This is a genomic window from Bradyrhizobium sp. USDA 3311, from assembly GCF_054062495.1.
The window spans coordinates 4,076,261-4,088,886 of record NZ_JBSSFI010000001.1 but is presented as its reverse complement, the minus strand read 5'-3'; the positions used below and the strand labels follow the sequence as shown (position 1 = coordinate 4,088,886).

Annotated in this window: 11 protein-coding genes; 3 read left to right on the top strand and 8 right to left on the bottom strand. The window is 63.0% G+C overall.

The genetic code is table 11. The features are described from left to right. Positions 1-58: 58 nt before the first annotated feature. The 7 genes from ACVWW6_RS19375 to ACVWW6_RS19345 form a co-directional block, all read right to left on the bottom strand. Positions 59-1,540 (bottom strand): aldehyde dehydrogenase family protein, encoded by a 1,482-nt coding sequence (locus tag ACVWW6_RS19375; RefSeq protein WP_456681255.1) that lies wholly within the window; start codon positions 1,538-1,540, stop codon positions 59-61. A gap of 98 nt (positions 1,541-1,638) precedes the next feature. Continuing rightward, a complete protein-coding gene (locus tag ACVWW6_RS19370; RefSeq protein ID WP_456681254.1) occupies positions 1,639-2,577 on the bottom strand; it encodes an NAD(P)-dependent oxidoreductase in 939 nt (312 codons plus the stop codon). Positions 2,578-2,617: 40 nt separating this feature from the next. Beyond that, a complete protein-coding gene (locus ACVWW6_RS19365; RefSeq protein ID WP_028176107.1) occupies positions 2,618-4,111 on the bottom strand; it encodes a sugar ABC transporter ATP-binding protein in 1,494 nt (497 codons plus the stop codon). A 4-nt stretch (positions 4,112-4,115) separates the two neighbouring features. Further along, positions 4,116-5,150 (bottom strand): hypothetical protein, encoded by a 1,035-nt coding sequence (locus ACVWW6_RS19360; protein ID WP_456681253.1) that lies wholly within the window; start codon positions 5,148-5,150, stop codon positions 4,116-4,118. Positions 5,151-5,194: 44 nt separating this feature from the next. Continuing rightward, positions 5,195-7,315 (bottom strand): ABC transporter permease, encoded by a 2,121-nt coding sequence (locus ACVWW6_RS19355; protein ID WP_456681252.1) that lies wholly within the window; start codon positions 7,313-7,315, stop codon positions 5,195-5,197. Between the two features lie 51 nt (positions 7,316-7,366). Next, positions 7,367-8,380, bottom strand: a complete 1,014-nt coding sequence (locus tag ACVWW6_RS19350; RefSeq protein ID WP_456681251.1) for a sugar ABC transporter substrate-binding protein — start codon at positions 8,378-8,380, stop codon at positions 7,367-7,369. 38 nt (positions 8,381-8,418) lie between these two features. Then, positions 8,419-9,417: an ABC transporter permease gene (locus ACVWW6_RS19345; RefSeq protein WP_011089068.1), complete on the bottom strand. Its 999-nt coding sequence runs from the start codon at positions 9,415-9,417 to the stop codon at positions 8,419-8,421. A gap of 378 nt (positions 9,418-9,795) precedes the next feature. Here ACVWW6_RS19345 and ACVWW6_RS19340 point away from each other — a divergent pair, with 378 nt between their 5' ends. Further along, positions 9,796-10,305 carry a hypothetical protein gene (locus ACVWW6_RS19340; protein ID WP_404521450.1) on the top strand — a complete coding sequence of 170 codons (510 nt, stop codon included), beginning with the start codon at positions 9,796-9,798 and terminating at the stop codon, positions 10,303-10,305. Positions 10,306-10,448: 143 nt separating this feature from the next. On the opposite strand, the gene ACVWW6_RS19335 is transcribed toward ACVWW6_RS19340, so the two are convergent. Beyond that, positions 10,449-10,949 (bottom strand): Lrp/AsnC family transcriptional regulator, encoded by a 501-nt coding sequence (locus tag ACVWW6_RS19335; protein WP_011089070.1) that lies wholly within the window; start codon positions 10,947-10,949, stop codon positions 10,449-10,451. A gap of 155 nt (positions 10,950-11,104) precedes the next feature. Between ACVWW6_RS19335 and ACVWW6_RS19330 the strand changes: the two genes are divergently transcribed. Both ACVWW6_RS19330 and ACVWW6_RS19325 read left to right on the top strand, forming a co-directional pair. Next, a complete protein-coding gene (locus ACVWW6_RS19330; protein ID WP_244647664.1) occupies positions 11,105-11,395 on the top strand; it encodes a hypothetical protein in 291 nt (96 codons plus the stop codon). Then, positions 11,392-12,624, top strand: coding sequence for a 3-methyl-2-oxobutanoate dehydrogenase (2-methylpropanoyl-transferring) subunit alpha (locus ACVWW6_RS19325; RefSeq protein ID WP_028176113.1), 1,233 nt, complete (start codon positions 11,392-11,394; stop codon positions 12,622-12,624). The genes ACVWW6_RS19330 and ACVWW6_RS19325 overlap by 4 nt, the downstream gene beginning before the upstream one ends. Positions 12,625-12,626 lie beyond the last annotated feature (2 nt).

Here is a 12,626-nt window from a genome sequence, read left to right as displayed (position 1 = left end):
TCTGTGGTTGCCTCAGATTGCGCACGGCAGGCACGCATGCGATCGCATCGTCTCAAGGTCAGTCCAGCTTGATCCAGACACCCTTCGTGTGCAGATACTCGTCGAGATGCTCGGTGCCGCCCTCGCGGCCATATCCGCTCATCTTGTAGCCGCCGAATGGCATTGCGGGATCCAGCGCGTGATAGGTGTTCACCCATACCGACCCTGCGCGGAGGCTGCGAGAGATGACGTGGGCCTTGCTCACGTCGCGCGTGAAGACACCTGCCGCGAGCCCGTACGGCGTCGCATTGGCTCTTTCCACGGCCTCGTCGAGGGTGTCGAACGGCAGCGCGGAAATGACCGGGCCGAAGATTTCGTCACGGGCGATCTGCATATCATCGGAGACGCCGGCGAACACGGTCGGCTCGACGAAGTTACCCTTCGCAAGATTCCCCTCCCTCACGCGCCGGCCGCCGGCCACCACCTTCGCGCCCTCCTCGCGCCCGCTTTGCAGGAAGCCCTCGACCTTGTCGAGCTGTCGCTGGGAAACGAGAGGTCCGATCTCCGTCGTCGGATCCGCGCCATCGCCGATCTTCAGGGCCGAGGCGAACTTCCCGAGCCGCTCGACCAATTCATCATGGATTTTACGCTCCACGAACAGGCGCGAGCCGGCGATGCAGATCTGGCCCGAATTGGCGAATGCGGCCATCGCGGCGATCGGCACGGCCTTGTCGAGATCAGCGTCGGCGCAGACGATGACCGGTGACTTTCCGCCAAGCTCGAGAGACACCCGCTTGAGGTTGCCGGCCGAAGCCCGGATGACCGCCTGGCCGGTCGCGGTGGAGCCGGTGAAGACGATCTTGTCGACATCGGGATGCTCGGCCAGAGGCGCGCCGGCCTCCACCCCGGTTCCGGTCACCACGTTGACGACGCCGGGCGGCACGCCGGCCTCGTTCATCAGATCCGCGATCAGCAGCGGCGTCAGCGGCGCCTCTTCCGACGGCTTGAGCACGATCGTGCAGCCGGTCGCGAGCGCGGGCCCGATCTTCCAGACCGATGCGGCCGTCGGCGCATTCCACGGGATGATGGCGCCAACCACGCCGACGGGCTCCTTCCGGGTGAACGAGACGATGTCCCCCGGAAGCGAATTATCTACCGTCTGCCCATGGAGCGCGGTCGCCATGCCGGCGTAGTATCGCAGCATGCCGATCACGCGAAGCTTGTTTGCGCGCGTCCGGGCGATCGGCATTCCCATATCGGCCGTATCGGATTGGCTGATCTCCTCCCAGTGCTTCTCGAACAGGTCGGCGATACGCAGGAGCAGCGCCTGCCGCTCGAACGGCTTGAAACGGCTCCACGGTCCTACGAAAGCGCGTCGGGCCGCAGCGACCGCCACGCTGATGTCGGCCGCCTCGCCGCGCGGTACACGACCGATCACTTCGCCGGTCGCAGGATTGCGCGTCTCGAAGACCTTGCCCGAGCGGGCTTCCACCCACGCGCCATCGACGAACATCTTTCGGGCTCGGCCGTCGAGCGGAAATCGGATCTCAGCTTTCGTCATCGTAGTACTCCTGTCTCAATAGAGGCGATGGACGGATGCCTCGCCGTTGTCTGATTTCGCGCTTTCATAGCGTTGATTCTTCAACTCGGGCAGGGCCTCTAGGCGGCCGGATGCGGCTTCCGCAGGAAGCGCGCCAATTCCGGTATGTACGCCCCGCCGTGACCGCTCTCGACCACTGCCGCGATCGCGCCGGCAACGCCGTCCGCGATCGTCCTGGATGCGCCGGATGCGCTTGCCATGGTCCGGTAGTAATCGATGTCCTTCAACGCATTGCCGATGAAGAACGGGACCGTGCCGACGTCGTCCGTCACGATGGCTGGCGTCATACGCTGTAGCGCAGCGCCGGCCCCACCTCCTTTGGCGAGGACATCGACGAAAACCGCGGGATCGACGCCCGCATCGGCCGCCTGTGCGGCGGCTTCGCTGAGCAGCGCCATGAACCCGATCGAGACATAGTTGTGGAGCAGCTTGAGCCGATGACCAAAGCTCACCGGCCCAACTCTTTCGACCCGCTCGGTGAAGGATGCGAGGACCGCGCAGGCATTCTGAAAATCTGTTTCGTCGCCTCCAACCAGAAGGTTCAGCGCCCCATCTTCCGCATGCTTTGCCGTGCGGGTCATGGGCGCATCGAGGAAGGCCCCGCCGGCGGTGCGGACGGCCGCGGCCATCCGCAATGTCGATTCCGGCAATGCGGTCGAACAATCGACGATGATGGTTCCCTTGCGCAGCCGGGACAAGACGCCCGCGTCACCGGTGAGAACCGCCTCGACCTGGGGCGAACCGGTGACGCAGAGGATGATGATGTCCGATGCTTCCGCGACGTCAGCAGGAGTCTTGCAGGCTGTGGCACCGAGTCCGACGAGATCGTCGACGGGCTGGTTGCCCGGGTGATCGAGAAACGCCAGGGGAAGCGGCCCCGCGCCAAGACGTTCTTCGCGATGCCGTGGCCCATCAGGCCCACGCCGATAATTCCGACCCTCGTCACGGTGACCTCGTTCATCTCTTGCATGTCCGGTCGCCGGTGTCGTGCCCCACATGATCGTGTTGGGACAGCCGGCATATGCTGTGGCAGGCCGTCTAGTGGACGGCGGCGTACATGATCTGCTGCTCGGTTGCCTCGGCTGTCTTGATCTCTTCGACGATCTTGCCCCGCTTTGCGACCAGGATGCGGTCCGAGAGTGCCAGGACCTCGGGCAGGTAGGAGGAGATCACGACCACGGCGAGACCGTCGTCAGCCAGGCTATTGATGAACTGGTGGATCTCGACAATGGCGCCGACGTCGACACCGCGGGTCGGCTCGTCGAAGATGATCAGCCTGGGCTTCTGGATGAGCGACCGCGCGATGACGACCTTCTGCTGGTTGCCGCCGGAGAGTTCGATCACCCTGGCCTTTTCATTGATCGACCGAAGCTGAAGCCGCCCGGCCCATTGTCGCGCGAGCTCCTTCGCCTGTGTCATCGAGATCACGGACAGCGGGTTCGAGAAGCGCGAGAGCTCGCCCAGATGCAGGTTCTCGGCCACCGTCATTGTCTCGAAAAAACCGTCGAACTTGCGGTCTTCCGTGACGTAGACGATGCCCTCGCGGACCGCCATCCGCGGAACCCGGTAGCGGACCGATTTGCCGCGATACTTGATCTCGCCACCATGGAAGATGTCCCGCTTCAACACGCCAGCGACCACCTTCATCATTTCGGTGCGACCGGCGCCGACCAGCCCGAAGACACCCGTCACCTGTCCTGCGAAGATAGAGAATGACGTGTTGCGGACCATCGTGCCCGAAGACAAATTCTCCACGCTGAGCACCCGTTCACCATACGGCCTGGGCGGGCGGCCGTGATCGCCATGCAACGTCTCGGTCAGGTTTCGTCCGACCATTGCCTGGATGACCGTATCGCGCGTGAACGTCTCCTTGACATCCGATGCGACCAGCCGCCCGTCCCGGAGAATTGTAATGCGATCGGCCAGCTGCAGCGCCTCTTCAAGCGCGTGCGAAATGAAGATGATCGCGACCTTGTCGGCCACCAGACGCCGGATCAGGTTGAAGAAGTGTCGCTTCTCCTCCGGCGTGAGCGTCGCCGTCGGTTCGTCGAAGATGATCACCTTCGCCTTGTGATGAACGGCGCGCGCGATCTCCACCATCTGCTTTTGCGCCGCTCCGAGCTGCGAGACCTGTGCCGTGGGATCGACCTGGAATCCCATGCCAGCCAGGAATTGTCGGGCCTGGATGTAGAGTCCCCGCAGCCTATTGAACACCTTCTCCTCGCCTAGGTAGATGTTCTGTGCCACCGTCATCGACGGCACGAGATTGGTCTCCTGGTAGACCATGACAACGCCCTGCTTCAGGCCTTCGGCAGGCGTCGACAACTGCACCGGCGTCCCGTTCAGGAGCATCTCTCCGGAAGTGAGCTTGTAGACGCCGGCAAGAACCTTCGTCAGCGTCGACTTGCCGGCACCGTTCTCGCCGAGAATGGCGTGAACCTCTCCCGGCGAAACGGCGAAATCGACTTCCTGGAAGGCGGGGATCCTTCCAAACAGCTTCGTTCCGTTGCGGATTTCCAGAATTGGCTGCATGCGATTACTCCGAGAGGGCCGTCGCCGGATCGCGGATTTCCAGGACCGCGTTCGAACCGCGGCTGGCGAGGTAGAGCGCGCCTGCGCATTCGGCGGCCGCCACGACACCATGCCGCGTGCCGTCCGCGCGGGAGTGGAAGGATCCGATGGGCGTCATGCTCGCGTCGCAATACGCTATCAGCCCATAAGACCGCGTGACCGAATAGGGCTTCAGGATGCCCATCTGCTTCAGCTGGCTTCCCTGCATCGGCTCCTTGAAGCTGCGTCCTGAACAGAGTGACGGGGCCACCCAGTGCTCTTCCGGCAGCTCGTTGACCATACGGGTCCTGTATTCATCCTCGCGCAGGATGAACTCCACGAGCTGGTTGCGCACGGAATAGAAGGAAAGCCAAATGCCACCGGCAGCCGCGCGCGTCAGGCGTGCGGGATAGCCAGGCAGGCCGGTGACAAGCTCAACGGGCTTTCCAGCCGGAAGCGCCAGCGCAAGGACGCGGTGACGCAGACACTCGGAGACGAACACCTGTCCGTCTGATGCCGCCAATCCGGATGGCCACCCCAATCCGGTCGCTGCGATCGTAACCCGGTCCTTGACGAGATCGACGACGACGACTGAGCCGGAAAGATCCTTCGTCATCAGCGCACGCCGCCAGTCGAGTGCACCGACATGTTTCGACCCGTTGCACACGGCGAGCGTCGACTCGTCCAGCCACGCGATCGCGGTCGGGCAATGCAGGACGTCACCAGAAGGCTGAACCACCTTGCCGTCGAAGCGACCGCCCCGTACGACGAGGCCCTTGCGGTCCAGCCCGATCGCCAGCGCGTCACCCAGTCCAGCCATCGCCGAGATGGGGGCATCGAACATTGCCACCGTCTCCGGACCTGAGGAGGAGGTCGGCCGCAGACGGAGCAGCCCGGAGCCGCTCGAGGCAAAGAGGTTGGCACCGAGAGCCACGAGGTTGTCGACCTGATCGACCTGGCAGAGGATCGGCGCGGCCTCGAGCTTCTGGTTCGGCAGGAACGGGCCGTCGAGCACCGGCACCGTGACCGCGCCTTCGCGGCGCCCCAGCACTTTGTCGATCCATTTCACGAGCGGCGGCCCCAATAGCTGTCGACACCGCAGAACGCGGGGTCGGCTCCCTCCAGCCGGTATGTCCCCATCCGGTTGTTGAAGATTCCGCAGAGATAAAGCACGCCCTTGTGCTCGCGCATCGAGGTGATCATGGGATGCTTCTGACCGCCCTGATCCCAATAGCTTTCGAGGATCTCGCCGCGCTCGTTGAACTTGAGAACACATCCGGTGTTCAAATTCGGCATCAGCCAGGCATCTTCGGAGCACCGCCGCGACATCCTCTTGCGGAAGCCCGGCATCTCGAGCGACAGGTCGAGCGCCGGTGTACGCATCCCCATCAAGGCCAGCCAGTAGCACCCGTCGGACGCGCGATTGATGTTGTCGGGGTAACCGGGAAGGTTCGGAATGACGACCTCCACCTCGCCCTTCTTCGGTCCATCGAAATAGTACCGACTGATCCGGCAAGCCCAGCTTTCCGCGAAGAGCAGGGATTCGTTGTCGTAGGACATGCAGATGCCGTTCGGAAACACCAGGTTCTTCAGAACGGTCCGGGTCCTTCTGGTCTTCGGGTCGTAGCGGATGATACGACCGTTGCCGCGACTCTCGAGCGCGTCCGAGTACCAGTCGTGCATCTCGAATCGCGTCGTCGCCTCGCTGAAATAGATCGTGCCATCGGGCGCGATGTCGAGATCGTCCGCGAGCTTCATGTTGGAATCGTCGATGATCGACAGCAGGCTCCGGTTCGTCTCCGCGGTCAGCCGGCGCACCGTGCCGTTCAGCTCGACTTGATAGAGGCCCATTCCCGCGACGCAGATGTTGAGATGTCCCTGGCGATCGAACGCCATCCCCAGCGGCGAGCCGCCGATATGCGCCAGCACCTCCCAGCGCTGATAATCGGGCGGAAGCCAGCGCACGATGTCGCCGTGACGGTTGCCTGTGTAGAGGTTGTCGTGGCGATCGAAGATGACGTCCTCGGCGCCCTCCAGAATGCCAAGGCCGATGACGCCGACGTCGCGCAGCCTGTCGTTCGGTGCCATGGCGCCGGCGCCCAGGTCCGTCGGGATGGGGTCGGGCATGCGGGCATAGGCCGGGGAAATGTAGACGCTCCGCAGCAGCTTGTGGCGGTTCTTGACCCAGCGCACGTCAAGGAAGACGGCGGCGACAAGGATCAGACCCAGCACGAGGTCGGCCCCGGGGCCGGAGATCGCGAGCGCGAGGAAGCTGTTCGACAGGAGCAGCACGAAAACGGCCCCCATGATCGCCTTGGAGACCGTGCCCCGCCCACCACCAAGCGAGATGCCGCCCAGCACAGTGGCCGTGAGCGCCTGCAGCTCGAGTCCCGCCCCGACGTCCGACGCCGCGCTCCCGATTCGGCTCGCGAACAGGAATCCGGACAGGGCAACGAGGGTGCTGCAACAAACATAGGCGCTGAAGATCGTCCAGCGAATATTGATGCCGGCATTGTACGCCGAACGGCGCGCCCCACCGACGGCGAGTAGATGCCAGCCATACCGCGTGCGCGAGAGCACCACGTGAACGCCGATTGCGATGGCGGCCGTGATCAGGAAGGAGACCGGCGCCAGCCCGACATTCGCGGTGCCGAGATATTCAAACGCGGCGGAGTCGGACATGTTGGTCACAATCGCCGTCGAGAACTCGGGAAAGACGATCTCGAACAACGATCGGAAGATGATGAGGGTGACCAGTGTCGTGAGGAACGCCCGCATCCTGACATAGCCGACAAGCAGCCCGTTCAAAGCACCGCATGAGGCTCCGACAGCCAGTGTGGCAATGAGACCAGTACCAGCGCTCCATCCCTCGACATTCATGCCGATCAGGGACATCAGCACGGACAGTGCGAAAACCGAGCCGACGGACAGATCGATTCCGCCCGACATCATCACGATCGTGAGGCCGAGAACGATCAGCCCAAACTCCGCAAACTGGCGCGCGAGGTTTCCGAGCGTGGTCCATTCGAAGAAGTGCGGAACGAACGGCCCCAGACCGAACACGAGCAGCGCCAGCGCCAGGAACGGGATGGCGCTGTCGACCCACTTCTTGGTGAGGACCTCCCCGATCACGTGATCGGGGAGGAGCTTGTACCGCCAGCGAACGATATCGGTCGATAAACTCATCTCGTCCATTCCCTGCGCGCGCCGGCCTGGGGCCTTAGCGCCACATGCCCCTTACTTGAGCTCGTCGAGCGTCCAGCAGTTGCGGCCGGTCGCATTGTTCTTGTCGACCCGCGTCACCGGCCCGAAGAACACGTCCTTGACGGCAGCCGCCTTGCGGTTGCCTTGCAGCAGCTCGGATATCTGGCCTGCCGCGATCTCGCCCTGGATGTCGGCATGGAAGTTATAGACGACGGTCAGGAGCCCTTTCTTGATGCTGTCGCAACCGGTCTGGCTTCCTGCGCCATTCGTGACGATCGTGACCTGCCCGGTCTTGCCCGCGGCTGCCACGGCAGCTCCGGCGCCGACCTCGGCGTTGTCCCAGATGCCCATCACGCCGCAGAGATCGGGATGCTGCTGGAGAACCGTCGCAGTGATCTGGCGCGCCTTGTCGGAGTCGTAATTGGCGGCCTGATCGGAGACGAGCTGAAGGTCGGGATTGGCGGCCAGCACCTCGTTGATGCCCTGGCGCATGTAGATGTTGGCCGCACCGGTCTCCACCCCGGCGAGCCAGACGACCTTGGTGGACGGGCCCTTGCCCTTGGCGCACGCCTTGGCGAGTTCGCCCATCTCGATCCGGCCCATCTCGATCCAATCGTTTCCCACATACGAATCCGTCTGGGTCGCCGACTGCATGTTGACCTGAAGCACCGGAATTCCGGCCTCCTGAGCCTGCTTCAATTGGCGCGCATAGGTCTGCACGTCCGGATTCTGCACGATCAGCAGATCGGGCTTCTCGGCGATCGCGCCGGTCAGCGCGCGAATGCCCGCCTCTGTATTCATGTTGGGATCGCGCACTTCGAGCGTGAAGCCATAGCGTTGAGCATGCCGCTGCCATACCGTCACCCAGGCCTGGTTGAGGTCGAAGCCCTGGGAGATCGGAACGAAGATCACCTTCTTGCCCTTGAGGGCCTTCAGATATGCCTCTCTGCCGACCTGCTGCATCTCGGCGGCGATGCTCGGCGTCGCGGACGCAAGGCCCCCGAGCACGAGGCCCGTCAACAACAATTTTCGCAGAACTGAAACCATGATGTCCTCCCGGTTTGTAATCGCTTGAGGCGTTCGTCCTAGATATCGCCACTCTGCGAGGTCTGTTCGTCGCGCGGATTGAGCAGCGCATCGATCGCCAGAGCGCCAAGCAGGATCACGCCCTTGATGAGGTTCTGGGCCGTGAAGCTGATGTTGAGGATCGTCATGCCGTTGGTGAGAACGCCGACAAGGATCGTGCCCACGATCACATTGCGGACACCGCCCTGCCCACCGCTAAGGCCAATGCCACCAAGCACAACGACGAGAAGCACATCGTAGATCAGCGTCGAGTTGTACAGGCGCGTGTTGATGCCGGAGACCACCGCGCACATCAGGATGCCGGACAGAAATGCGATCAGGGCGCTGGCGGCATATTGCGAGATGATGACCGGCCGGGCCGGCAATCCCATGGTGCGCGCGGCGAAAGGATTGTCGCCGGTCGCGTAGATGAACCGCCCGAAGCGGGTCTTCCGCAGGAACAGGGCCACGAGTCCAGCCAGCACCGCCGCCACGCAGACCGAGACGGGAACGCCGGCGATCGTCCCTGTTCCGAGGAACGTGAACCAGCCGTGCCCCGTCGGAGCATAGACCACGTCCGACTTGAAGACGATTCGCCCCGCGCCGTAGACCACCGATGCGAGGCCGAGGGTCGCAAAGATCGGCGGCACGTCCGCCACCGCGACGAGCGTTCCGGTGCCGACGCCGACGAGGATGACGAGCAGCCCGCCAACCACCAGTGCCCAGCCAAACGGCAGGCCGGTGGTCGACAGCCAGATGCTGAACGCAACGCCGATCACCATCACCGCGATCATGGTCAGGTCGATGCCGCGCCCGACGACGACCAGCGCCATGCCGACCGCAAGGATGCCGAGCGTCGCGACGTTGTTCAGCAGCGTGAGGATGTTCCCGGCGGTGAGAAACCTGGGCAGGAAGATCGAGAAAGCCGCGATCAGGACGAGCGTGATGCAGAAGATGACCTCCTCCTGCGTCAGCCTGAACGATGGAATTCCACGCACCAGATGCTCCGAGCGGCTCATGTTCCGGTCAACCGTTTCCGGCTTCGGAGGCGCGACCGGGCCGAGCCCTCGCGCAGGATTGACTGCTCGCGATCATTGTTGTTTCCCCGCCTGCAATAGGCTCTTCTTGGTGGGCAAGATGAGCGAGGTCTCCCCGCCTCATGCAAGGCGCTTTTTCTGACCCCCTGTTTCGTTTTTCTGATCCTCCGGCATTTTCACGCTCACACCGGCAGTGTCGTCGAGATCTCGGCCGTTGAGAAAAACTGACACCCCCGTCAGAAATACTGCGCTTCGCCGGCATTGCCTCGGCGCTTCGTCTACTTGAAGATCGAAACGCGATCGGCGCCTCGACCAATCACAACGAAACAGAGCCGATTTCACCTGACAGGGAGGTAAAGTATGAAATTCCGCAGACTGCTCGCGCTCGCGGGTGTGTTTTTTGGCATGAGCACCGTTGCGCTCGCTCAAACTCAGACCGACGATGAGTGCCTGAATCCCGGAAACGACGAACTCTTGAAGCAGGGATGCTCCTATCTCGACGAGTTCATGAAGGCATTCAACTCGCGAGACGCGGAAGCCTGGGCCAAGACGGTCCATTATCCGCACATCCGGATCGCCGCCGGCCAGGTTCAGATCTGGAACACGCCGGAAGAATATGCGCAATCGAACGACGCGAAGCAGTTGGCGCAGGCCTCGACCTGGGCGCGTTCGGCATGGACGTATCGCAAGCTCGTGCAAAAATCCGACGACAAGCTGCACTTCATCACGCGGTTCACGCGCTATGACGCCAACGACAAGCCGATATTGTCGGCCGATTCCTTCTATGTGATCGTCAAGAAGGATGGGCGATGGGGCGCCCTGGTGCGATCGAGCTATGTCGGCATCATCGGCAAGAAGACCGCGTTCTGATGCTCCGCTGGCTTCCGCTCGAACACGGGAGCTGGCGTCGAACCGAATGCTCCTGGCTTAGGCGCGCGGCGCCACGAGCATCTTTCGTCGGGCTCCCGATCGCGGGAGCCCGCCCCTCAGGGGCCCGTTCGAAACAGCCGCGCTTACGGCGGACCGGCCTTGGAGGGATCGATCGAAATCTGGCGCTTCAGGGTGCGCAGGCCGAATGTCGTTCGCGACTGCCGAATACCCGGTATCCTGTACAACGACTGTCGCAGGAAGCGCTCGTAGTGATCGGTGTCTCGCACGACGACCTTGATGAGATAGTCGTAATCGCCGGTCACCAGGTAGGCCTCCATCACCTCCGGAATCCGCGACAGGGCAGTACCGAAGCGATCGAGCACCTTATCGTCATGCTTGTCCAGCGTGATCTCGACGAAGGCGATGTTGTTGTATCCGAGATTGGCGTGATTGAGCACCGCGACATATTTCTCGATCGCTCCGTTTTCCTCCAGGCGCTTCACTCTGGTCCAGCATGGAGAACTCGAGAGCCCGACCTGCTCCGCCAGCGCACTCGTCGTCAAGCGGCCGTTCTCGCAAAGCGCAGAGAGAATCCGGCGATCCAGATGATCGAGATCCTCGACGGGGCTGCGCTTGGAGGGCATGGGTCAATCCTTCTGTCTTTTTGCATTCCGGCGGGAAACTTTTCCGCGATTCCGGCCAATACACCGGAATTTTGGGAAATTTTCTCGAACCAGGAGATTATCATTGTGCGGCGGGAGAACGTGACATGCAACCTCAACAGCGCCGATCCGTCAGCGTGATCGCCACCACATCCGACCCCTTTGACGGGATCGTTCGGCTCGTCCTCGACGCGGCGCGGTTCGGCTTCGGCCTCGACCAGGTCGCGATGACGACCTGCCCCGGTGGCGGCCGGACGATACGGATGGTCCTTGAAGTCCAGCCGTCGGCCGATTGCGCTGACATCGCGGAACGGCTGTCGCGCCATCCGGCGATCACGGACCTTCGCGTCGTGGGGCTCGCGCGCGAGGAATCCGGTCGGCCAGGCGTTGTCTCTGCAGAACCGGCAAACGAGCGGATGCTTCCATGAACAGCCCCACGCCACTTCGCTTTCACGTTCCGGAGCCTGCAAGCCGTCCGGGGGGCAAGCCGGATTTCTCCGGCGTCTCGATTCCGAAGGCAGGCTCAGTCCGGCGCCCGCCGGTCGACGTGCTCCCTGAGGAGATTCGTGACCTCGCCTACTCGATCATCCGCGTGCTCAATCACGAGGGCCGGGCAATCGGGCCATGGGTGCCGGACCTCTCCCTGGACGAACTGGTCGCCGGCCTGCGCCACATGATGACCCTGCGCACGTTCGACGCGCGCATGCAGATGGCGCAACGTCAGGGCAAGACGTCTTTCTACATGCAGCACACCGGCGAGGAAGCGGTGAGCTGCGCGTTCCGCATCGCGCTCGGCCCCGACGACATGAACTTCCCGACCTACCGTCAGGCCGGCCTGCTGATCGCGCATGACTATCCGCTCGTCGACATGATGTGTCAGATCTATTCCAATGAGCATGATCCGCTAAAGGGCCGGCAATTGCCCGTGATGTACTCCTCGAAAAAGCACGGCTTCTTTTCGATTTCGGGCAACCTCGCCACGCAGTTCGTCCAGGCGGTCGGCTGGGCCATGGCGTCGGCGATCAAGCGCGACAACCGCATTGCCGCCGCCTGGATCGGCGACGGCTCGACGGCGGAATCGGATTTCCATGCGGCGCTTGTCTTCGCCTCGACCTACAAGGCGCCGGTCGTCCTCAACGTGGTCAACAACCAGTGGGCCATCTCGACCTTCCAGGGCATCGCGCGTGGCGGCTCGGGCACCTTCGCGGCGCGCGGCCTCGGCTTCGGCATCCCCGCGCTCAGGGTTGACGGCAACGACTATCTCGCGACCTATGCCGTCGCAAAGTGGGCGATCGAGCGGGCGCGGCTCAACCTCGGGCCAACACTGATCGAATACGTCACTTACCGCGCCGGCGCCCATTCGACGTCGGATGATCCTTCCGCTTACCGGCCGAAGCACGAATCCGAGGAGTGGCCGCTGGGCGATCCCGTGATCCGGCTCAAGCAGCATCTCATCGCAGCCGGCGCCTGGTCGGAGGAGCGCCACAAGCAGACCGAGGCCGAGATTCTTGCCACCGTCATCGCCGCGCAGAAGGAAGCCGAGGCCTTCGGCACCCTGCATTCCGGCGGTAAGCCCTCGGCGCGCGATATCTTCGAGGATGTCTATGCCGAACTACCGCCGCATCTGCGTCGGCAGCGCCAGCAGATCGGAGTCTGAGC

Coding starts and splice junctions, on each gene's coding strand:
- ACVWW6_RS19375 (WP_456681255.1), bottom strand. CDS start 1,540: ATGACGAAAGCTGAGATCCGATTTCCGCTCGACGGCCGAGCCCGAAAG.
- ACVWW6_RS19370 (WP_456681254.1), bottom strand. CDS start 2,577: ATGTGGGGCACGACACCGGCGACCGGACATGCAAGAGATGAACGAGGT.
- ACVWW6_RS19365 (WP_028176107.1), bottom strand. CDS start 4,111: ATGCAGCCAATTCTGGAAATCCGCAACGGAACGAAGCTGTTTGGAAGG.
- ACVWW6_RS19355 (WP_456681252.1), bottom strand. CDS start 7,315: ATGAGTTTATCGACCGATATCGTTCGCTGGCGGTACAAGCTCCTCCCC.
- ACVWW6_RS19350 (WP_456681251.1), bottom strand. CDS start 8,380: ATGGTTTCAGTTCTGCGAAAATTGTTGTTGACGGGCCTCGTGCTCGGG.
- ACVWW6_RS19345 (WP_011089068.1), bottom strand. CDS start 9,417: ATGAGCCGCTCGGAGCATCTGGTGCGTGGAATTCCATCGTTCAGGCTG.
- ACVWW6_RS19340 (WP_404521450.1), top strand. CDS start 9,796: ATGAAATTCCGCAGACTGCTCGCGCTCGCGGGTGTGTTTTTTGGCATG.
- ACVWW6_RS19335 (WP_011089070.1), bottom strand. CDS start 10,949: ATGCCCTCCAAGCGCAGCCCCGTCGAGGATCTCGATCATCTGGATCGC.
- ACVWW6_RS19325 (WP_028176113.1), top strand. CDS start 11,392: ATGAACAGCCCCACGCCACTTCGCTTTCACGTTCCGGAGCCTGCAAGC.